A 22,611-nucleotide genomic window follows, 5' to 3' on the forward strand; every position below is an offset into this window, starting at 1 on the left:
CGTCAGCCTGATATCAGCTTCCGTTACCAGTGTGAATCGCACTTGCGCCCGCTCGAGTTTACTTCTTACCAGTAAGGAGGTTAAAAGTTTTAACTCAACCTTTTCTGTTTTCAGTGGGTCGGTTCATTTGGGGGTAAGGTGCGGAAAAAACGTGGCACAAAGGTTACCGATTTCGAAGATATCGATGCTCTTCGAAAGGAAACGGACGAACTAGAAGCAGACTTTGCGGACTGGCAGTCTTCCGATGTCCAAGGAACTCATCAGCTTTGGAGGGTGCTTGGAAGAATTTATGAACTCGGCCACCGCTTAGAAGAAAATCAAACCGCAAAGTCGAACTTGGTCGCAAAGGTAGCTACCGACTCGAATGTTAGGAATAATCCGCGTTGGGATCCCTCCACTAAAGCTAGTCACGAACTCCTTCTGGTGAAGCTTCTAAGCTTGCAGGAAAATACCAAAGCCAAGAAAAGCCAGTGGCTCAGTGCAATTCGCGCCGCGAAAAAATCCAACATTCCTTACAGCCAGGGCGATTTTGTCAAATTTCTAGAGCAGATTGGCGGTGTGGACAAAGCGCGGCAATCTGCCCTTAAAATACCAAAAACAAAGCCAACTTTTGAAACCCTCGCAAAAGAATGTCTCTTGGCGCTAGACGCTCAGGCGCCTGAGTTCACAGTTCCAAATCCCTTGATGGACGAGACATTTTTAAATGGTGTTGCAGTGGTGCTGGTCTCGGGAACAAGCACGAAAGATGGTATGCGACCAGTCGCGGCAATAACCACAAAGGCCGTTGTCGAACGAGCGATATCTGCTTTTTTGCGGTCTTTGCAAGTGGCGGAAAGGGAGCAGTGGGCCGAGATTCAACAGGGATGGCGAGCAATTGCCCTGAATCAGCGCCGCCGGCTTCGAAAACTCTATGTCGAGTGGAAAAAAACGCCGGCTGGCAAGAAATATCGTCTCGAGTTTGAGGAGTTTGTAGAGGAGAAAATGATCGAAGATTCGGAGTTGGAGGAACTTGCTCCAGAGATACCTGATTTAGAGAAGCGAATTATCGATGGATCTAGGTATAGATCTTAGGTATTAAAAGCATCACTATATGATGTGTATCACGTCTCGGATACTGATATTACAGTCATCATATGATAAAACTGAATTTGCTTCGCAAATTACCTTCGGTGATTTAGATTTAATTTCTACACTTAGGCATTCACAGGTGGTCTGTGCAAACTTCTCCCCTTGAGGGGAGAAGCGGCTCAAAGGGACATTCACAGTCCGGTCCTAAGCCAATTCCATAAGAGCAACCTCTTTGGAGGGAAGGGCGGTTAGCCGTTCTCCTTTTACGCTCCGTCCTATCCAACGGATCCTCAGTGGCGCTATGGAACGACGATCCACTGAAGCGGCGGTTGCTTATTCCCAGAGCCGCCATCGTGCCAATCAACGAAAGCTGATCAGCTTATTCACAATCTTTTACCGTTCATGACGGAATCGATTGTTACTGCCTCGCGCCTCAATCCGCAGGGCTTCACTACGCGTCATGTTCCGCGCTCGTGGGACTTCTACTGGTGTCCAACCATGGCATACAGCCAATGAGGTGTCGGGTTATTTATGTGTCCGCGCAGATCCAAATTTTAGCGCTTAGCTGATTTTGCTTAGGCTAGAGAGAAGCAAGTTCGACCACCTTGCGCAGTGCTTCTCGATCCACATCAATGTAACGCTGAGTCATGACAAGTGACCGATGGCGCGCCAATTCTTGCACATCGCGGATGCTCCCGCCAAACTTGCTAATGTTGCGAGCCGCACGGGTTATAAATGTTCGCCGACCGGAATGACTGGAACATCCTTCAAAGCCTAGTTCCCGATACCAGTGGGAGAAGAGGTTTACGATAACTTGTGCTGAGGTCTTCCTGCTCCGTTGCGTCAAAATGACCCGGCACTCACCAGTCGTTGCGAAATTCGTCGCATAAAGCTCGCACAGCGTGGATTTCAAATCGCGAGCAATTGGGATTACGCCTCCGCTGTTGCCCTTGGTAGCGATGTTTAAAAGCTGGAGGCTGTCGGATACACTGCCTTCTGCGTCTGTGACCATTCCCCAAGTGAGAGCAGCTATTTCTTTAGCCCTTAACCCCGCTCTGATCGAAAGAAGGAATATGGCTCTGTTTCGCACGGAATACCGGGTTGCAGCCAAGTAGTTAAGCACGGCTTTTTCCTGCGAGACGTTTAGCAATTTGGCCTGCTTTTGGAGCATGATATCCGCTATTTTTCTGATCACCTTCATATTTAAATAACGGTATTATTGTCGCAAGGAGAGGGCGGAACAGAAAAATCACCATTTATTAAAAAGTTATCCGGAGTCGTGAGGTAATTATATTTATATAACGACTGACTGAAGCCATGACACGAGGTGACTGAAGTGTATCGGCCGCACGCACGGTGAGGTAGAGTACGCCAACAGAGCCTACGTTTCCGGAGCGAAATGACCTGGTCAAAAGCCGTCGTTCATTCACATCCTAGACGGTGACTTGGAAAGACCGCGTCTGGGACAGAGCCGCCAATCGCTACCGCGCTATGGAATGACCGGTTCCGCTGATACCGGTCATTTCTGACCAGCGAATATGGGTTCGCCGACGGTGGCAATTGGGCGGGTAGCAGACTGACCGCTAACGGATCGGCAGATCGCAAGACCGGACATTGTTACAAGCCCATCGAGCGGCGGCTGGATTTGGGCCGGATGCGGACTTGCCCGCCAACGGAGTGCTAGTCCTATGAAGCTGTCATTCGTCTGCTGACCCGACCCAGCCAAGCTTGAATACGTTTTGGCGCACACGGTCCGGCGCAATTGAGACGCAGCTTTACGGGATGGCAGGCCATAAACCCTATGCAGCTAGCTCGGTCGCAACCGATGAGAAATACGATGGATACGCCGCCAGTGCCGGAAGCATTGCCTCATGCCGACAGGCTGTGCGCACCCCGTCTCGGTCACGCACATTATTCCACAAAAACGACAGGAAGTTTGCCACCACGCGGTCGGCAAAACCCGACTCCATGAAAGCGATAGCGGCTGGATCACTGTGCCCGTATTTGATTTGCTTCTGGAGCCTAGAGAAGCCGTTGAAGAGGGTTTCGTCCATCGGCTCGGCGAGGTCGGCGACGGAGGCGGTGATCATCGCCAAGTCATAGGCAAAGGCCCCCTCGCAGAGGGCGACAGCATCCTCGACGGTTGCATGATCGCCGCTGACCCGGATGCCCAGTGCTGCCATCTTCGCATGGATATGGTGGAAGGGGCGGCCTGCGACCCAGTCCGCCAGTGCCTCGGGCAAAAAGCCATCGTCGGACAACGATCGGATGGAGGGGGCCGAATTCCAGGATATGATCTTCTCGCCCACCACTTGCAGTAACTGGTCGGCTTCGATCGCAGCCCGAAGCTCCGCTGCATTCTCGACAAGCCACGCCTGTAGCTCGGCGATGATCGCTGGCGGTAGCGGCGACTTCCGTATCACGGCCCGCTGGTCGCCGTCGGTGTTCGCAGCTATGGCGGCAGCGATCATCTGGAAAACATCAACTAAAGCAGGGCGAACCTCCTCGGGTGCCAGATGATAGGCCAGCGTGTGCGAGGCGAGGTCGGAAACACGATCCTGACCTTCCTCTTCTAGAAAGGTCATATTCGCGACGAGAAATGCCGCCATGGCCTGAATAGCCCGTGCCCGACGTTCGATAAATTTTCGAAACTCTGCTGCGCTGATGTTCGGCTGTATATTAAGCGCTTCCTGCACCACCGCCTCAATCCGGGCCTGATCCGCGAAAGCTAGGTCGAGCCATTGAGGCTGAATTGGTTGGACTACCGGCGGCGCGTCTTTCTGCCGCTGCACGTAATCGTCGAACAGGTTGAGGATGCTGCTTTTCGTCGGCTCTGACTTGGAAGCGTCCAGCAGCTCCTTTGCCTCATTCCAACGCCACCGGTTTCTATAGTCGTTGCGCTGGTCGAATATCGACGGTGTTGCAAAGATCACGCTTCCCTCGGTGTGCATTCCGGCGCGGCCCGCCCGACCCATCAGGTTTTGGAAGTCGCGCACCATGATGCTCTCCGCACTTTGGCGCGTGGAGGTGACAATCAGGTACTTGAGAGGGAAATTGACGCCCTGCGCGAGCGTGGAGGTGCAGACCACAAATTTGGCCAAACCGACCTTCATGGCATGCTCGATCGACAGCCTGAGGCCTTGGGGCGTGTCCGCATGATGGGCGAATATCCCGAGGGGCGCCGCTTTAGTCGCCACCGCATCGGGTCCTAGATGTGCTTCGGATAGACTTCTGAGTTTTTCGACCTCCATCGCATCCGACACATCGACGGGCTTCGGCAAATTTGCGCCACGATCAAAGATGTCGACGGCACGCCGACAGACGGTCGTCACGCTATCTTTCTTGCCGCAGAAGACCGCGACGCTCCCGTTGCCGACGACGTAGAGCCCGAGAAATAAACCTACTTCGCCGCCCTTCGATTTTTCAGGGAATCGTCGGACCTTTTTCTCTCTCCCGCGAAGGTTCAGGGGAAAGTCGTCGATGATGCGAGGAACCCAGAATTCGCTTTCTTCGGGATTAGTCGGGCTCACATATTCGAGTCGTCCTCTGGCATCCTGCCAGCTGGCAAAAGCTATGCTTTTCGACGTAGGGAGAAGCCCCGCGCCGTCAATTACGGCTTCCGGATCTCCAACCAGCCATTCCGCGACGGCGTTGGCGTTCCCGATCACCGCGGAAATCAGAATGACCTGCGTTGCTTCCGGCAGGGTCAATTTCAGGGAGGTGAGGAGAAGCTCGTACGTCGGCCCGCGCGTGAGACCATCAAATTGATGGCCCTCGTCATAGATGACGAGCCCGATGCGATCGACCAGCTCCGGCGCGCGACGTAGCATGTAAAGCAGCTTCTCTGGCGTCACGATCAGCACCGTGTTCACTGCAAGAATTTGCTCTAGCTGAACATCGAATTGAAAAGAGTCCGAAGCCTCGTCCAGACGGATGTCTTCACCGGCAAATGCCGTCACAAGATCGCCTCTGATGTCGTGACAGAGCGAGCGATAGGGGGCGACGATCACGGCCAAGGACGCCCGCTGAGACAAAAAGGCCGAGCGGATTATTAGTTCTGTTGCTCGGGTTTTACCCGCGCTCGTCGGCATTTGAATGACGGCGGAGCGGCCTCGCAGCAGGCCTGCGGAGGCAATTCGTTGTTGGGCAGGCCAAAGTTCAATGGGAAAATGAGATTTTTCGAGCGCAGGTTGCCACGCGGCAGGATCAAGACCCGATGCTTCAGGCAGGATCATGCGTGACGCGTTTCGGAGCTTGGTTGCACAGACTGCAGCTGTCAAATCCGCATAGAGCAGCTCGCGGGGCGAGCCGTTCTGATAAGCGACTTCCCGGAGAGTGCCGCATGCGGCGGACACCTCAGGCACACCAGATGCGAAAGTCATGAAGCCGTTCATGCCGGCGAGGACTGCATTCACCCGATCGGAGCCCGCATCGATTGGCGAAAAGTCGTTGAGCAAAATCTGATAGATCAGTCGGGCCAGCCCGGCGGCAAAATCCGGGGGCGGCGGTTCCATTTTTTTGACGATGACAGTCGCGTTTCCGACGCTGTTGTTGAGGTAATAGGCGCTTGCGCAAAGCAGCGAGAACTCGACCGAAATTGTCTCGTCGAGCTTGGCATTCAGGTAGGCGTCGAAGAACGTTGAAGCGAAGCGAAGGCCTTCCGATACGGAAAGCTCTTCGCCATCCCAGCTCACCGGCTCGACATCCGGATTGAACCCTTCAACGCTGTCAGCCTCGCGAAACTGATCGGCGGTGACGGCGGCCACGTCACCGAGGATGCCCACTGCCAGATCGAATAGCGTCGATGGGTCCCGGTATAGCTCAATGAAATACTCCGGGGCGACGCGGAACTCGTGCATTTTTGCCCGCGCCCGCGTTGTGGAAAGTACCCTAGTCGCGGTTGCTCTAGGCTTCATTAGCCGCTCTTTCGTAAAGGGCTTGGACAAGTTGCATCAGGGAGGGTCCCTTGATGACGAGCAGTCGCAGGTTTGCTGCGTTCTTGTGCCCGGTCGCGTCGGTTTCCTCCAGCGTCGTTGTCGCGAAGACATCGATGTCCAACACTGCGGCTGCTCCGTTGATGCGACGGAACGGCCGCTCGGTTTCGTTTTGGAATCGCTGGACGGCCTCGACCTGCGCGGTCTCCCCGCGCACCAGAAGGCGCTGCTTCATCGCATTCAGCGTCATGGCTTCGCGAAGGTGGTCCTTCATCGAGTCCGTAACCGCGTCTTGAAGTCGATTGCTTTTTGTCGCTGACAGCCCGGACTTTGATTCGAAGATGTAAAGCTCGTCGTTCGCGTTTTCGCCTTGGTTATTCACAAACTTGAAGCCGACGATGTCGCAGCCCTTGGTGGAGTCCTGTCGATTCCAGCGATCCTGATACCGAAGCTCCCGAGGGCACCAATATCCCAATATGAACTCGATAAAGTCGGCGACCAGTATCTCACCAAAGTCACCTGACCGAAGGCTCGGGCCGGGTGCCACCTTCGCATCGGGAAACAATATCGTGTTAAGAAACTCGGCTTTGCTTTTGCCGGTGCCGTCCACGAGTGCCGGAAGATCAGCGTCAGCGCAGTAATGATGTCGGAAATGTGCCGCCCACGCCGATAGAACGGCCTGGTCGTCAACGGGATCGAGTTCCCAGATTTGGATTTCTTGCCCGCATGCCGTCTGTCGACGTTCACCCGTGTCCTTGATCCAACCTATGTGCGGCGGCGCAGCCACTTCCTTCAAACCTCAAATCTAGATGCCGTGTCACGGCCAGATGTTATACAGCGGCGCCGTGGTTGACTACGATGTAATGGATCGAAAAAGGCCACAGAATTGCGTCGAAATTTCAGTGTTATTGCCTGCGGTGCATAATCGGGCCGATGGCGACCAATGCCAGCGAACGCAGTGCCCGCCGGCAGTGTAAGCGCTCGGGAAATTTCCCTGAACAAGCGTCTGCTTTTGGAAAGCGTATCAGGGATGCTGGCTGTCCGAAATTAGGGCGCAAAGCTGACTGGCCGCTGTGGGTATCCGATCGGCAGCTTCTGTCAGAAGCGGACGTCCACGGTGGTTAAACTGAACGATCGATTGTGGTCGCAAGCCGACACCTCGATCGCTGTTAATGGCACGGCAAGTATTGACCAGACCAGCTGCTCGCGCCCTTAAAAAATGTCGATGTAGGTCGATGTAGGGTTAGGCCAATTAGCCCTCAACACTTTCTCGATCCTTTTTACAAAGGCTCGATCCAAGGCGGCGGCAGTTCCGCAATACCCGTTTCCAGCGTCCCAAGTTTCGAGGCGAAATGTCAGATCAGAGATTTCTTGGCTGCCTACAACATCCGACAGATAAGCTTTCCCTTCGGAACTTACTCTCAATTGCCGATGCTGACTGTCATCTTTCGACGCCAAAAGCTTAGCGACGTCCTTGGTTGTGAATGACCGCCCCAAATCAAGCATCATGTCGTTTCCCCAAATAAAGATTCTATCGACTACCGAAAGCTCTGGAGGTTAGCAATTTTATCAGCAGGGTTGACCCTGCTAAGATAGAACCGCTCCAACTGATCCACACTTGTGCCTGCGTTTTTTGCAAGCGCCAGAATATCCACATTCTCGCCCTTAACGAACCGGAACATCAAGGCGGTGTGCCTCAGGCTGTACGTCGAACGCTTATGTCCAAATTGGTCTGTCTTCATGCCGAGCTCAGCTAAGAGGCTTTCAAAGGCATCGGCCATCCTCTCCCGAGCGGTTTGGCGATTGTGATATCCCGGTTTGAAGAGATAGGCGTCCGGAGCGCTCCCCTGCCGTTTTAGGATTCTCTCGAACACCTTAACGGCTGGTCCCATCGTGACTGATCTCCGTTGGGTTGTCTTACTGCGGGTCACAGCAAGCTCGAGATGAGCATTTACTCCACTGACCACTTTCACATGCCGTTGCCTCAGGTCTGGCCATTCTCCGGGCCGTAAAAAGGAGGCGACCATGAAGATGATGAAGTCCGAGAGCTCTTCCCAATGGTCCGCCATCATTAGATCGCCCTTGCTTCGGAAACCTCGAGCCTTGTTTCGTGAAACGATGTGAAGCTTCCGATACTCATCATGTTCGAACCATGCCCGGGGATTATCTTTCGTTCTCACCTTGGGCATGAGCGGCATGCGGTCGAGCAGACGAGCCTGATAGGCGAACTTCAATGCAACATTTAGGAGTACGATATTTCTCTTAATCGTCGTCGCCGCCAGCTTTCCCGTCGTACTTTTCTCTCGCTTGAAAGCGATGAACTGCTGAATTCGTTCAGGTGTAATAGTGTTGACATCGGCTTTGCCAAAGTAGGTGGCGAACCCTGTCTTGCCCAGAGCCGTTCCCCGGCAGTCCTTCCAATGCCGAAGGCGCCTCTCATCATCTCCAGCCTGCAGACTGATTGCATCCAACCACTGATCGACAATCCTATCAAATCTCAGCTGAGATTTTCGAACAGCTTCACGGGCTACTGGCAGCGTACCGTCCCTAATGCCCTTCTCGATCAAGCACTCACTGAAGAACTCCTGAGCCTTCTGACGAGCAAGCTTCGTGTCTGTCGTGCCCGTACTCTTCGTATGCACCGCTCGACCATTGAAAGGCATATAAACCCGAGCATACCAATTAGGACTGCCACGGCCCTTACTAACTGGCTGTTTATAAAGGCTCAGACCTCTCTGGATCGTGATCGATTCTGTTTTACCGGGGATAGCCTGTATTCCGCTGCTGAACTTACGTGTAAGCGTTTTATAACAGCAATTATAACAGTCTCAAGGAGCCCGAAGGCTCCAAAATAACTCGCTGATATCAATAGGAAAAAATGGTGCCGCTTAGGTGACTCGAACACCTGACCCTCGCATTACGAATGCGATGCTCTACCGGCTGAGCTAAAGCGGCTCCGGCTCGCCGGCAAACCGGCGATCATCATGATGCGTGTCCAGCGCGGCACACGATCATGCAGGCGGGGCGCTTATCAGCGTGTGCCGGGCATGGCAAGCGCCGATCGCGTTTTCGCCTGTGGTATCGCGCGGGCCGGCGGCGATATTTGGTGCCTTTACCGGGCCTTTACCCTTCATGGCGCAGGGTTCGCCCGTTGCACGCGACCACAGGCGAATCCTCGAATGGACGTACATCACAGCCAGGCCGACGCGGTCACTACGCTGGACGAAGCCATGGATGCCCCTCCGCTCGTCCGCTTCGACGAGCGGCGCATGCACATCCGCGCCTATAATTACTGGTCTTCGCTGCTGCGCGACCGGTCGCTGCCGAGCATCGAGGATCTCAATCCCGAGGAACTGCAGGATTTCGGCTCGCACAGCGTGCTGCTGGACTTCACGGCGGGCGTCGAGGATCCGACCATTGCCTTCATCGGTCCTGCTCTGGCCGCGCAGTGCGATATCGACACCTCCGTGCGCCGGGCCAGCCAGGTTCCGGCGCGCACATTGCTCTCCCGCCTGACCGACCATTATCTGCAGATCGTGGCCAACGCCGCACCGATCGGGTTCGAGGCGGAGTTCACCAACCAGCGTGGCGTCGAGGTCATGTATCGCGGCATCATGATGCCCTTCTCGACACGCGATGACGCGATCGACTTCGTCTATGGCGTGATCAACTGGAAGGAGGTCGCGACGGACGCGCTGACCGAAAGCATCATCGCGCAGGCCGAGGCCGCCGCGCCGGTGCGTGTGAGGACGACCGACGCCACCGCCATCTGGGCCGATGGCCCCTCCGCGCAGACGATCGCGGCTGCGTCCGTGACCGATTTCGCCGAAGACGTGCCGACCGACGATGCGCTGGACCTGACCAGCGAGACGATCACCCTGCCGGACCAAGATACGGCGCTGGCCGACATGCTGGCCCTGGCGCGCGATGCCGCCATGGCCGCCCATGCCCAGGAGGGGCGGACACGCCACGCGCTCTACCGCGCGGTCGGGCTCGCGCATGCGCTGGCGCAGGTCGCCGCCGCCCGGCCGGAGGATTATGCCGCGCTGCTCGCCGACTCCGGCATAGCCGTGCAGCCCCGCAGCCCGCTGACGGCGCTGGTAAAGCTGGTCTTCGGCACGCACTATGACAAGACGCGCTTGGCCGAGTTCGTCTGCGCCATCCAGTTCGCGCTCGATTCGCGGATGCAGCCTGGCGCCCTGATCGCGCATCTTCATGCCACGGTGGGCGGCCTCAAGGGCGTGGTAGCGCAGGTCCGCGCGGCGCGCCGCAACGAAGCTCCCAAAGAGCCGCACAAGGCCATCATGCGCTCCCGCCGGGTGCTGAAGCAGGCCCCTGCCCTCCCCGCCGATCAATTGGCCATGGACGGCGAAGGGCTGGCCGTGGTGATCATGCGGCGAGAGGCCGACGGCTCACTTGCCATGGTCGCAGCGCTCGATGGCGCCGACCAGCTTGCCGAACGGGTTCTGGCGAAGGCAGCCAAGGCCCTTCCGGCATCCTGAGCCGGCGCGGAGCCTAAGCAGGCCGAGCAAGGGTCCGGTTGCGGACCCTGCCGGGGGGGTTTAACCACACAGGCCCGACACTGCTTCCACAGATGTGCGTTAGGCAGACAAGGGCCGGCACAAGTGGAAGAGGATGTCCATGACCATCAAGACCAATCGCGACGACGCGCTGACAGCAGCCATCGCGGAGGCACTGGCCAAGGGCGTGCTCGAAAGCGAGCAACAATCGCCCCAACCGGACCAATGGGACGAGGCGGCGCGCTTCGTGCTGGAAGCCGCCGCAATGCGCAAGGATGGCGAGAGCGCCATCCTCATCGACAGCCTGACCGATGAGCGCAGTGCCGGCGCCGCGAGCCGGCGGCAGCGCATCGCCATCATCAACGCCGACATGCCCTTTCTTGTCGACAGCATCGGCAATTGCCTGAGCCAGGCCGATCTGGTGATCCACGTGCTCGCCCACCCGATTCTCCCGGTGCGGCGTAACGAGGACGGCGGGTTGCTGGCCATTGGCGATGAGGACGGCGCCGTCCGCGAATCGCTGATTTATATCGAGACCGACCGCATCGACGCGCGCGGTCGGCGGGAGCTTTGTCGGGCGCTGGAGGAAACCCTGTGCCACGTCCGCGCGGCGGTAAGCGACTGGCGGGCGATGATCGATGCGCTCAATGCCGACGCCAATCGCCTGGGTGCCGGCGAAGGCGGCGACTTTCTGCGCTGGCTGCTCAAGGGCAATCTCACTCAATTGGGGCACGAGCTGTGGACGCCGAATGCCCAGCCAAGCCGGCGCAAGGGCATCTGCCGGGCCGCCGAAAGCCCCGTGCTTTCGGACCAGTCCGCCGCTGCGGCCCTGGCTTGGTTCGAATCTGGCCATGCCGGGCCGCTGATCCTCAAATCCAACATGATGGCCAAGGTCCATCGCCATGTGCTGATCGACCTGTTCCTCGTGCCGGTGCGGGAAGAGGGCAAGATCACCGCCATTTCCATCCATGCCGGCCTGTGGACGAGCGCGGCGCTCGCCACCGCGCCGGAGGATGTGCCCATCCTGCGCGACACGCTTTCTGGATTGATGGCGCGGTTCGGCTACAATCCCTCCGGTCATGCCGGCAAATCGCTGGTGCACGCCCTCACCGCCCTGCCGCACGACCTGATGCTGGCGTTCAGCGCGCAGGACCGGGACCGCATCACGCTCACCGCCATGTCGCTGGCCGACCGGCCCCGCCCCAAGCTGGAGCTGGTGAGCGACGTGTTGGGCCGGCACCTCTTCGCCTTCGTCTGGATGATGCGCGACGACCTCTCGACCAGCCGCCGCGAAGGCATCTCCGCGCTAATCGCCTCGGCGGCGCACGCCAGCCTGCTCGGCTGGTCCATCGCGCTGGAGGAAAGCGGGCTGGCGCTGGTGCGCTTCACCTTCGACCTGCGTGATGAAGGACAGGTGCCCGATGCCGAGGCGCTGGACCTGCAGATCGCGCAACTGCTGCGCGGCTGGACCCCCGCCGTGGAACAGGGCCTGATCGAGCTTGGCGAAAGCTCACGCGCCGCCGTGCTCGCCCAGCGTTATGCGCCCACCTTCCCGATGTCCTACCGGGAAAGCGCCGGGCCGGATGAAGCCGCCCGGGACGTGCTGGCGCTGCACCAGCTCACCGGCCCCGATGATCGCAGCGTGCGCTTCTACCGCATCGCGCAGGATGGCGACCACCAGCTGCGGGTGAAGATCTATTCGCTTGAACCGCTCGTTCTGTCCGAAGCGGTGCCGGCGTTCGAGAATTTCGGCTTCCGGGTGCTGGAGGAGCGCAGCACCAGCGCGGGCTCGGAGGGGTCGCTCGGCCATATCCAGCGCTTCACCCTCGAGCGGCAGGATGGCGGCCCCGCGGCCGAGGTGCTCGACCGCGCGGCAATTGTCAGCGAGGCGCTGGATGCCGTGCTGGAGGGCCGGGCGGAAAATGATCGCTTTGCCGAACTCATCGTTACAGCGCAGCTGGGGCCGCGCGACATCGTCTTCCTGCGCGCCATCTTCCGCTATCTGCGCCAGACCGGGCTTGCCTACGGCCTTTTGACCGTCGTCGAAACACTGCGGCGCGAGGCGCATATCGCCCGCCAGATCGTGGACCTGTTCTTTGCGCTGCACGATCCCGCGCGCGGTAAGGATGCCGATGACGCCGCGACGCTCAATGCCGCCATCGACACCGCACTCGAAGGCGTCAAAGGCCTCGATGAAGACCGCGTCCTGCGGCTCTACCGCGCTGTGGTCAACGCCACGCTGCGCACCAACGCCTTCACCCCGGCCGCGCAGGAGGCGCTGGCTTTCAAGCTGGACAGCGCGCTGGTGCCCGGCCTGCCTAAACCGCTGCCCTGGCGCGAGATCTGGGTCTATTCGCCGCGCGTAGAGGGCATCCACCTGCGCACCGGGCGCATCGCCCGCGGCGGGCTGCGTTGGTCCGACCGGCGCGACGACTTTCGCACCGAAATCCTGGGGCTGATGAAAGCCCAGCGGGTGAAGAATGCGGTGATCGTGCCGACCGGCGCCAAGGGCGGCTTCTACCCCAAGATGCTGCCCAACCCGGCAAGCGACCGCGATGCGTGGCTGGCCGAAGGCACCGAGAGCTACCGGGTGTTCATCCGGGCCCTGCTCTCCGTCACTGACAATATCGTCAAGGGCAAGACCGTGCACCCAAAGGGCATGGTCATCCGCGACGGCGCCGACCCCTATTTCGTGGTCGCGGCCGACAAGGGCACGGCGAGTTTCTCGGACATCGCCAATGCCATCGCCATCGATCATCATTTCTGGCTGGGCGATGCCTTCGCCAGCGGCGGCTCCAACGGCTATGATCACAAGGCGATGGGCATCACCGCGCGCGGAGCGTGGATCAGCGTGCAGCGCCATTTCGCGGAAATGGGCGTCGATGTGCAGAAGGACCCGGTGCGGGTCATCGGCGTGGGCGACATGTCCGGCGACGTGTTCGGCAATGGGATGCTGCTGAGCAAGAGCATCCGCCTCGTCGCAGCCTTCGATCATCGCCACATCTTCATCGACCCCGATCCCGATGCCGCGGCGAGCTGGAAGGAGCGCCAGCGCCTGTTCAAGCTGCCGCGCTCAAGCTGGGCGGATTACAAGGAAAGCCTGATCAGCGAAGGCGGCGGCGTGTTCGCCCGCAGCGAAAAGAGCATCCCGCTCAGCCCGCAGATGCAGGCGCTGGTCGGCACCGACCAGACGGCCATGGAGCCGGCGGCGCTGATCTCGGCGCTGCTGCGCGCGGAGACCGATCTGCTCTGGTTCGGCGGCATCGGCACCTACATCAAGGCCGCCAACCAGAACAACGCCGAGGTCGGCGACACCGCGAACGACCGTCTGCGCGTGGATGGAGAGGACGTGCGCGCCAAGGTAATCGGTGAGGGCGCCAATCTGGGCGTCACCCAGGCCGGGCGCATCGCCTATGCGCTCAAGGGCGGCCGGATCAATACCGACTTCATCGACAATAGCGCGGGCGTCGATTGCTCCGATAATGAAGTGAACATCAAGATCGCGCTCAACAAGGAGGTCGCCGAAGGGCGGCTTGCGCAGGAGGCGCGCAATGACCTGCTGCGGGCCATGACCGATGAGGTCGCCGCCATCGTTCTGGAAGACAACCGCCTGCAGGCGCTCGGCCTCTCCATTGCGGAGCAGGGGGGGAGCGCAGACCTCGCCTCCTATGTCCACCTGATCCACACGCTGGAGGATGGCGGGCATCTCGACCGCAAGGTGGAAGGTCTTGCCCCGGATGAGGAGCTGATGCGCCGCGCCAGCGAAGGGTTGGGATTGACACGGCCGGAGCTGGCCGTGCTGTTCTCGACCGCGAAGCTGACGCTGCAGGACGCCATCGAGAAGAGCGACCTTGCCCGCGATCCCGCGCTGGAAAGCGACCTGATCGGTGCCTTCCCGCCCCTGATGCAGCAGCGCGAGGGGGATGCGATTGCCGCCCACCAGCTGCGCGACGAGATCATCGCCACCAAGATCGCCAACCGCATCGTCAATCGCCTCGGCGTGATTCTGCCCTTTGCCCTCACCGAGGAAGCCAGTTGCTCGCTCGATGAAATCGCCCATGCTTTCGTGATCGCCGAGCGCCTGTTCGGCGTGCGGCAGCTTTGGGACGATATCGATAGCGCCGATCTCTCCGAGCAGGCGCGGCTCGCCCTCTACCGCAGCGTCGCCAACGCGATGGCAGGCCATATCGGCGATGCGCACCGCTCCTTGCCGACCGGCATCGCGCCGCACAAAGCGATGGCGATGCTCGATGGCGCCATCGACACGCTCAAGACCAAGGTCGACAGCCTGCTGCAGCCCGAGCCGCTCAAGGCCGCCGAAGCCATGAGAGCCATGCTCACCAGCCTTGGCGTGCCGGATGCGCTGGCCGAACGGACCGTGATGCTGGTGAAGATGGATGGCGCCATCGGCCTTGCCCTGCTCGCGCAGAAGGGGTCGCAGGACGCGCTGAGCGTTGCCGCCGCCTTCACGCGGCTGGGCAGCCTGCTCGGCATTGACTGGCTTCAGGCCCTCGCCGCCCAGATGACGCCGAGCGACCCGTGGGAACGCTTGCTGGTTGCCGGCAGCGCGCGGGAATTGCAGCAGATGCGGCTCGGCTTCCTGGCCCGCGCCGGCGCGAAGACGAGCGAGGAGCATCTCGATCGCTGGCTCGCGGAGAACAAGGTTGCGGTGGAGAAGTTCACGGACTTCATCGCCCGCGCCCGGCAGGCCCCGGCACCCTCTGCCGCTATGGTCGCAGAACTGACCGGACAGGCCCGAACGCTGCTCAGCCGCTAGCGAACCGCGCCGCGCGGGCTCACCAGCCAGGGCTTCACCACGCCGCTCGGCTTGGCCGTGCCATCAAGCCGCACGGCGCGCTTGATCGTGACGCGGTCCTTGATCATCTGGCCGAACATCACGCCGCGCCCGCAGCAGGTGTCGCGCGCCATGATGCGCCTGACCACATCCATCCCCGCGACCACCTGGCCGAAGGCGGCATAGCCCGCATAGCCCGGCCTTGCATCGAGCGTGGGGTTGGCGCCGACCTGGATGGAGAAGTTGCCGGTACCCGAATTCGGCTCCTTGTGGCGCGCCATGGAAATAGTGCCATCGAGATGCTTGAGGCCGGTCTGATCGGTCGGCTCCAGCTCCACAGTGGGGAAGTAGACCCGCCGCGCCTCGGTATCGATCCCGCCCTGGACGAAGCCCGACTTGGGATCGTTCTTGCGGCGGAAGGCGCGGTAGAAGCTCGTCCCGTCCAGCCGGCCATCATCCACATAGATCATGAAATTGGCGACTGTCTTGGGCGCGCGGCGGGCGTTCAAAGCGAGCACGATGTTGCCCATGTCCGTCTCCAGCCGCACGCGGATGAAGCCCGGCGTCGGCTTCGTCGCGCTTTGCGCAAGCACCGGGCCGGGCAGCGCAACCAGCAGCAGGGTGAAGAGAGCGAGGAAGATGAGGTTCAGGCGCAGGACGGGGACAGGCTGAAGAAACAAGAGCATCGATCCGGGCAGTGGCAGGGCGGGCGAAGCCGCACCATGTCACATCGCGGCGCCCGGCATCAACCCGCCGGCGCGCAGAACCGGGCGGACCGAGGCGCGCTCCGGCTGCATGCCTACGTCTGCCGGCACAGCTTAGTGGCGGAAGTGACGCATCCCGGTGAAGACCATCGCCAGCCCGGCCTCATCCGCCGCCGCGATCACCGCGTCGTCGCCCAGCGACCCGCCCGGCTGGATCACCGCGCGTGCGCCAGCCTCGGCCGCTGCGAGCAGGCCGTCGGAGAAGGGGAAGAAGGCATCGGACGCTACGGCGCTACCGACGGTGCGCGGCTCGCTCCAGCCCGCAGCCTCGGCCGCCTCGCGCGCGCGGATGGCCGCGATGCGGGAGGAATCGCGCCGGTTCATCTGCCCGGCACCGATGCCCGCCGTCACACCATTCTTAGCATAGACGATGGCATTGGAGCGGACATGCTTGGCGACGGTCCAGGCGAACAGGCAGTCGGTCAGTTCCTGATCGGTCGGCGCCCGCTTGGTCACCACCTTGAGGTCATCCCGGCTGATGCGGCCATTGTCGCGCGTCTGCACCAGCATGCCGCCGGCGATGGACTTCATCGTCATGCCCGCGCGTGCCGGATCGGGCAGCGGACCGGTGAGGATGAGTCGCAAATTCTTCTTCTTCGCGAACACGGCGCGCGCCGCATCATCCGCATCCGGCGCGCAGACGACTTCGGTGAAGATCTCGGTGATCGCTTCTGCGGTCGGCCCGTCGAGCGGCCGGTTGACTGCAATGATGCCGCCAAAGGCCGAGACGGTGTCGCATTGGAAGGCGGCGCGATAGGCGTCGATCAGCGTCTCGCCGGTGGCGACGCCGCAGGGATTGGCGTGCTTGATGATGACCACCGTGGGCGGCCCGTCGCGGAACTCGCTGACCAGCTCCATCGCCGCATCGGCATCGGCCAGATTATTGTAGCTCAGCTCCTTGCCCTGCACCTGCCGGTGATCGGCAAGGCCGCCCTCGGGCGCGAAGGCCGGCAGATACAGCGCGGCCTGCTGGTGCGGGTTTTCACCATAACGCAGCGACTGGCCGAGCCGCAGCGGGACCGCCATGCGCGGCGCGAACGGCTCGCCCTGATCCACCGTGGCGAACCAGCTTGCGATCATGGCGTCATATTCCGCGGTCGCGGCATAGGCCTTGGCGGCGCAGAGGCGCCGGAAATCATAGCTGGTCGCGCCGCCCTTCTCGTCCATCTCGTCCATCAGACGCGCATAATCGGCCGGATCGGTGAGGATCGTCACGCTGGCGTGGTTCTTGGCCGCAGAACGGACCATCGAAGGGCCGCCAATATCGATATTCTCAATCACCTCGTCCCGGTCGGCGCCCTTGGCGACGGTGGCGGCGAAGGGATAGAGATTGACCACGACGAGATCGATCGCGCCGATCTCATGCGCCTCCATCGCCGCGACATGCTCGGCATTATCGCGCACCGCGAGCAGGCCGCCATGGACCTTGGGGTGCAGCGTCTTGACGCGCCCGTCCATCATCTCGGGAAAACCGGTGAGGTCCGAAATATCCTGCACCTCAAGCCCCGCCTCGCGCAGCGCCTTGGCCGTGCCGCCGGTGGAAACCAGTTCCACGCCATGGCGCGCCAGCGCGGCGCCCAGCTCGAATAGCCCGGTCTTGTCGGACACCGAAAGGAGTGCCCGCCGGATCGTCACATCCTGCATCTGTCTTGTCCTTATCCCGATTTCTTGAGCAGCCAGCCGATGCTTGTTCCGCCCGGCCCCGTGGTGGCGCTCACCACGAGTTGCTGCGTGGGGTGGGGCCTGCCTTCGCCGTCCACCCAGAGGCTTTCTTCCACTGCGAGTTCCCCGGCGCCGACCCGGAACTGCCACAAGGCACCGCTCGGCAAGCGCAAGAGGGCGCCCTGCCGATCGGCGGTTAACGTCGGCTCGATATCCGGGCCGAGATGGAAGCGGATGGCGAGCGGGCAGCTGACCGGCTTGCGGCGGCGGCTGCCGGGCAGCAGCACGTCCTCGCCGCGCAGCTCCCGCCCTTCATGCGTGAGAACCAGCGTGCGCCGATGCAAATGGCCAAGGCGCCGCGCATAGCCATCATGCGCAATCTCGAGCCGGCTGCCCTGCTCATGCTCCTGCCGATCCAGCTCCACTTCGCTCACGCCCTTACCGAGCGCGCCATCGGGAAGAATCGCGGTGGAATTGGTATCGTCCAGCACCAGCGTGGAATGCGCCGCCGTTGTGCGCAGACCCTGGGTCAGATCAGCCGGGAGAGACGCGCCCGCCAATGCCGCGCCGCCGCAATTGACGATGAGCCGCACCGGCCCATCCGAGACTTCCAGCGCCGTGGTCGAGGCGCAGCCATTGGAGGCCAGCCGGGCCACCGGCGGCGGGGCCGCATCGACCTGAACGACAGTCGTGCCGCCGCTCAGCCGCTGATAGCCCCAGTCGCGTGCCTGCCGCAGCGGCCGGGCGCGAATGCCGGAGGCCGCGACGATAGCGGTAATCCGTGCGGGATCGAGCGGCGCCCCGCCCTGCCAGCTTCCGGGCGCGCCATCGCCATGCAATATGCCGAGCAGAGCCGCGACGATGCGCTCCATCGTTTCAGCCAGCCAGGCCGGCAGGTCGGCGCGGCGGACGTCATAGACGGCGCGCAGCATCGCAAGCAGCGTGATCGCCTCGACCTGCTCCAGCGGCGAGCGGGAAATGATGCCGCCATCGCTCGAAAAGCCCGTCTCCAGCGCGCGCCGCAGCCCGGCCTCGCCAAACATCCGTCGCGGATCGCCACCGGGCAGCAGCAGGCCGGCCGCAACGATGCCGGTCCACGCGATCACGCGCGGCAGGCCCAGCGGCGCCTTGTCCGCGCCCCGATCGAGATGGCGCGCCGTGCGCGCGATGCTGTTGAGCACCAGGCTGCGGTAGACGAGATCGTTGCTCGAGAGGATCAGCGGCGAATAGGCCGTCCAGTACAGGATACGCCAGCCGGCATTATCGGCGCGCCAGGCAGGGTCGGTCGGCTTTTCGGCATGGGCGGTCAGCCAGGCCCGCATCTGTGCCTCGGCGACGGGCACCGCATTGTCCCGCGTGGTGGCGGCCGCCAGATCGCGCATCCAGCGGAAGCTGTGGAGATAATCCACGAACTCCGCCGGCTGCTCGATGCGGCGCCAGTCCAGCGTGGCCACGGGCTGCTTGAGGCCGCGAAACAGGAAATAGCCCGCCCGCAGCGCCTTGCCCGCCCGCGCGTCGCCCGGAATGCCGTCATCCGGCACGGCGAGCAGCTTGAGCGGATATTTGCCCTTGAGCCGCATATTGTGGAACGGCGTCGCCCAGCTCAGGCGGTAGAAATGATTGGCGAGCCGCTCGGTCAGCGACACGCCGCGATCATCCGAGACGCGAATCAGCCGCTTGCCCCGCTCAATACCGTCTTCCACCGGGGGTTCCGGGGGCGGCGTAGGCGTGGGGAGCGGCCGGGCGCTCATCCGCCCCTCAGCATCCGGATGTTGTCGGCATAGGATGCGGGGCCACCCCGGAAGGTCGCGGTGCCCGCCACCAGCACATCGGCCCCCGCCGCAATGACGCGCGGGGCGGTGATAGCATCCACGCCGCCGTCGACTTCCAGCGCAATCTCCTTGCCGGTCTTGTCGATGGCCTTGCGGACCGCCTCGATCTTGCGCAGCTGGCTGTCGATGAAGCTCTGCCCGCCAAAGCCGGGGTTCACGCTCATGATGAGGACCAGATCGAGATCCTCGAGCAGATAGTCCAGCATCTTGGCCGGCGTGCCGGGATTGAGCGAGACGCCCGCCTTCTTGCCCAGCGCCTTGATCCGCTGAACCGTGCGGTGAATGTGCGGCCCGGCCTCGGGATGCACGGTCAGGATATCCGCGCCGGCCTCCGCAAACGCATCGAGGAAGCTGTCCACCGGCGAGATCATCAGATGCACGTCAAGCGGCTTTTGAGTGTGCGGCCGCAGCGCCTTCACGACCATCGGGCCGATGGTGATGTTGGGCACGAAATGTCCGTCCATCACGTCGACATGGATCCAGTCGGCACCCGCCTCGTCGACCGCGCGGACCTCCTCGCCCAGGCGCGCGAAGTCAGCGGAGAGGATCGACGGGGAAATACGCACGGATGGCATCATGAATTTCGCTTAACCCTGCGATTCGGACAGTGCAACTGCCACAGGCCGAAAGTTGTGGATGGATTGCGCCGCGCGTGCCCTAAACCGAGTCAGAGCGGGACAGGCTGGCGATGAAGAATCCATCCAGCCCGCCCGCCGGCATCAACGCGCCGGGGAGAAGGCGCAGCACATGCCCTTCTGCCACGAGTCCCTCGGGCAGCAAGGCCGTGTCGATCGGCCGTGGCAGCATGTCGGGATGGTTCGCACGCAGGGTGTCCATCTGCGCCTCGCCCTCCTCGGACTCCAGCGAACAGGTGGCGTAGACCAACACGCCGCCAGGCTTCAGCCAGCCTGACACGCGCGCGACGAGCGCCGCCTGGATTTCGGCCATCTCGGCAATCTGTCGCGGGCCAACGCGGTGCAACACATCCGGGTGACGCCGGAAAATGCCGGTCGCGCTACAGGGCGCATCGAGCAGGATCGCGTCGACAGGTGCGTCCGGCGCCCAGTTGGTGAGGTCGGCGCGCAGCACAGCTGCCTCAAGCCCGGTGCGCGCGAGATTGGCCTGCATCCGCTCCAGCCGGCGCTGGGACTGGTCGACGGCGGTGACGCGCCAGCCCGCAGCCGCAAGCTGCATGGTCTTGCCGCCCGGCGCCGCGCACAGATCGAGCACGGAACGGCCCCCCCCCGCCCCGAGCAGCCGGGCCGGCAGCGAGGCGGCGAGATCCTGCACCCACCATTGCCCCTCAGCATAGCCGGGCAGGGCTGTTACCTCGCTATCCGCCGGCAAACGGACGTGACCGGGCATGAGCGATACGCCGCCAAGCCGCTTCGTCCATTGGTCAGTCGTTCCGGCATCGCGCAATGTGAGATCGAGCGGGGGGCGGTGCGCGATCAGCTGCCGCGCCGCGCCGACGACCTCTTCGCCCCACGCCGCGCCCCAGCGCGCCTCGACTTCGTCCGGCAGGCGTGGCGCCTCGGGGACGGCCAGCTGGCGCCGGAACAAGGTGCCCAGAACGCCATGAACGAGCTTGCGCGGCCCGCCATCGACCAGGGGCAGGGACGTCGCAATCACGGCATGAGGGGGTGTTTCGAGGATGAGCGCCTGCGCCAGCGCCAGCCGCAGCACCATGCGCGCCTTCGCGTCCACGGGCAGCGGACGGGCGGTTGCGCTGTCGATCAGCGCATCCAGTTCCGTCATGTAACGCAGCACCCCGGCCGCGATGCCATGCGCCAAGGCGCGGTCTGGCGGATGGCTGATGTTGCGGGCCGCAGCCCCCAGCGCCTGTTCGAGCGGCTGCCCCCGCCGGATCACGGCATCGAGCAGGCTGAGCGCCGCTCGCCGCGCAGGCAGACCGGCAGGTTGGGCATTTTGAGGGACGTGCTGCGATTTGGCGGTTGGGCGGGACATGGCTAGGCCCTATAACAGCTAAAGTCGATACGTGGCCGGGAAATGCCGCTTATGGCATCATCAGGTCACGAACCGCGTGCCATTGGCACGAAAACGGAGCACTAAAGCGTGGGAAAACGCCCCGATCATCTCAAGCCGCCGAGCTACCTTTCGAAAAGCCCGCCGGTGCCCCAGCCCGAGGAAGCCCCGGCGCAGCCGCGCCCTTCTGACGAGGAGCTGGACCCGACCCGCTTCGGCGACTGGGAGCGCAAGGGCATCGCCGTTGATTTTTGAGCGCCGCCCCCTGCACGCAATGTTGCATTTTTTTGGCGTTCGCCTTGGTACAACGCAATTTTCGGATGCACTATCGGCGGCTATCAGTCATATAGTACACTTAACACTCCACAAAGAGAGTGGGACGAAGAGTCGGTTCGCTGGTCTCGGGGCGAGATGCCATTGTGTCTGCTGTGATGATCCCACCATCATGCCGATGCGCGCTGTTGCCTGACGGATGAGCAACGTGTCCGATTCCCACCGAACTTCTGCTTCGCCCGGCAACAATGCCGGTGTCGAGCAAGGAACGCCGGTCGGTTCTCCCACGCCGACCGGCGAACCACTTTCAGAAGACCAGCCCGATCTTTTCCCCGGCGCACGACCTGCGACTGCGCCTGCCGATGGCGATGCTGCGCTGTTGCAGGCGGTCGGCCGCCTGATTCTCGCCTGGGGCCAGCTTGAGCGGACGACCGCCGACAAGGTTTCGACCATGCGCGAGTCGTTCGGCGATGTGCGCTCCGTCGGCGGACGAACCCGCCCCACGCTGCAAAAGCTGCTCGCCGAACTGCGCGCGCTGGTCGCCATGCGCGACCGGCACGATCAGGATGCGCTGGCGGTGATCGCCACCATCGATGGCAGCCTCCAGCGCACCGCGCAGTTCCGCCAGCTGATCATCGACGGCGCACAGGGCGCATCCGGCAAGATCCTGAACTGCCGGGATATCAAGAACTGCCCGCTGGAAATCGGCCTGCGGGAAGTCGAGCGGGAAGCCGCCTCACTTGACCGGATTTGCGCGCAGATCGCGGAAATCTAGGC

The 22,611-nt window shown here is 61.7% G+C and carries 14 protein-coding genes and 1 tRNA gene; 5 read left to right on the forward strand and 10 right to left on the reverse strand.

Annotation, left to right across the window (positions count from 1 at the left end; all coding sequences use genetic code 11):
• Nucleotides 1–138 precede the first annotated feature (138 nt).
• The gene (locus M2332_RS09980) at nt 139–1,071 is read left to right on the forward strand and encodes a hypothetical protein (protein WP_264573923.1); all 933 of its coding nucleotides are present in this window, start codon (nt 139–141) and stop codon (nt 1,069–1,071) included.
• A gap of 577 nt (nt 1,072–1,648) precedes the next feature.
• Here M2332_RS09980 and M2332_RS09985 read toward each other — a convergent pair.
• From M2332_RS09985 to M2332_RS10005, 5 genes are all read right to left on the reverse strand, one after another.
• Nucleotides 1,649–2,269, reverse strand: a complete 621-nt coding sequence (locus tag M2332_RS09985; protein ID WP_264573924.1) for a tyrosine-type recombinase/integrase — start codon at nt 2,267–2,269, stop codon at nt 1,649–1,651.
• A 598-nt stretch (nt 2,270–2,867) separates the two neighbouring features.
• Complete coding sequence (locus M2332_RS09990) at nt 2,868–5,927, reverse strand: DEAD/DEAH box helicase (protein ID WP_264573925.1); 3,060 nt, start codon at nt 5,925–5,927, stop codon at nt 2,868–2,870.
• Nucleotides 5,928–5,973: 46 nt separating this feature from the next.
• Nucleotides 5,974–6,789, reverse strand: coding sequence for a DUF1837 domain-containing protein (locus M2332_RS09995; RefSeq protein WP_264573926.1), 816 nt, complete (start codon nt 6,787–6,789; stop codon nt 5,974–5,976).
• 751 nt (nt 6,790–7,540) lie between these two features.
• Entirely contained in the window at nt 7,541–8,665 is a 1,125-nt protein-coding gene (locus M2332_RS10000; RefSeq protein ID WP_264573927.1) for a tyrosine-type recombinase/integrase, read from the reverse strand.
• 216 nt (nt 8,666–8,881) lie between these two features.
• Nucleotides 8,882–8,957: transfer RNA gene (locus tag M2332_RS10005), tRNA-Thr, on the reverse strand.
• A gap of 224 nt (nt 8,958–9,181) precedes the next feature.
• On the opposite strand from M2332_RS10005, the gene M2332_RS10010 reads away from it, so the two are divergent.
• Both M2332_RS10010 and M2332_RS10015 read left to right on the forward strand, forming a co-directional pair.
• The gene (locus M2332_RS10010; protein ID WP_264573928.1) at nt 9,182–10,504 is read left to right on the forward strand and encodes a hypothetical protein; all 1,323 of its coding nucleotides are present in this window, start codon (nt 9,182–9,184) and stop codon (nt 10,502–10,504) included.
• A gap of 139 nt (nt 10,505–10,643) precedes the next feature.
• Nucleotides 10,644–15,299 carry an NAD-glutamate dehydrogenase gene (locus tag M2332_RS10015; protein ID WP_413715953.1) on the forward strand — a complete coding sequence of 1,552 codons (4,656 nt, stop codon included), beginning with the start codon at nt 10,644–10,646 and terminating at the stop codon, nt 15,297–15,299.
• On the opposite strand, the gene M2332_RS10020 is transcribed toward M2332_RS10015, so the two are convergent.
• The 5 genes from M2332_RS10020 to M2332_RS10040 all read right to left on the reverse strand — a co-directional run bounded on the left by M2332_RS10020 (nt 15,296) and on the right by M2332_RS10040 (nt 21,543).
• On the reverse strand, nt 15,296–16,003 hold the full coding sequence (locus tag M2332_RS10020; protein ID WP_264573930.1) for a peptidylprolyl isomerase: 708 nt from the start codon (nt 16,001–16,003) through the stop codon (nt 15,296–15,298). The two genes, M2332_RS10015 and M2332_RS10020, sit on opposite strands and share 4 nt — an antisense overlap.
• A 132-nt stretch (nt 16,004–16,135) precedes the next feature.
• A complete protein-coding gene (purH, locus tag M2332_RS10025) occupies nt 16,136–17,725 on the reverse strand; it encodes a bifunctional phosphoribosylaminoimidazolecarboxamide formyltransferase/IMP cyclohydrolase (RefSeq protein ID WP_264573931.1) in 1,590 nt (529 codons plus the stop codon).
• Nucleotides 17,726–17,736: 11 nt separating this feature from the next.
• Nucleotides 17,737–19,494 (reverse strand): heparinase II/III family protein, encoded by a 1,758-nt coding sequence (locus M2332_RS10030; protein ID WP_264573932.1) that lies wholly within the window; start codon nt 19,492–19,494, stop codon nt 17,737–17,739.
• On the reverse strand, nt 19,491–20,153 hold the full coding sequence (gene rpe / locus M2332_RS10035) for a ribulose-phosphate 3-epimerase (RefSeq protein ID WP_264573933.1): 663 nt from the start codon (nt 20,151–20,153) through the stop codon (nt 19,491–19,493). The genes M2332_RS10030 and rpe overlap by 4 nt, the downstream gene beginning before the upstream one ends.
• A 79-nt stretch (nt 20,154–20,232) precedes the next feature.
• Nucleotides 20,233–21,543, reverse strand: coding sequence for an RsmB/NOP family class I SAM-dependent RNA methyltransferase (locus M2332_RS10040; RefSeq protein WP_264573934.1), 1,311 nt, complete (start codon nt 21,541–21,543; stop codon nt 20,233–20,235).
• A gap of 108 nt (nt 21,544–21,651) precedes the next feature.
• Between M2332_RS10040 and M2332_RS10045 the strand changes: the two genes are divergently transcribed.
• Together M2332_RS10045 and M2332_RS10050 are read left to right on the forward strand one after the other, a co-directional pair.
• Complete coding sequence (locus M2332_RS10045; RefSeq protein ID WP_264573935.1) at nt 21,652–21,816, forward strand: DUF1674 domain-containing protein; 165 nt, start codon at nt 21,652–21,654, stop codon at nt 21,814–21,816.
• A gap of 226 nt (nt 21,817–22,042) precedes the next feature.
• Nucleotides 22,043–22,609 (forward strand): hypothetical protein, encoded by a 567-nt coding sequence (locus M2332_RS10050; RefSeq protein WP_181561165.1) that lies wholly within the window; start codon nt 22,043–22,045, stop codon nt 22,607–22,609.
• Nucleotides 22,610–22,611 lie beyond the last annotated feature (2 nt).

The organism is Sphingobium sp. B11D3A (assembly GCF_025961695.1).
GTDB lineage: Bacteria > Pseudomonadota > Alphaproteobacteria > Sphingomonadales > Sphingomonadaceae > Sphingobium.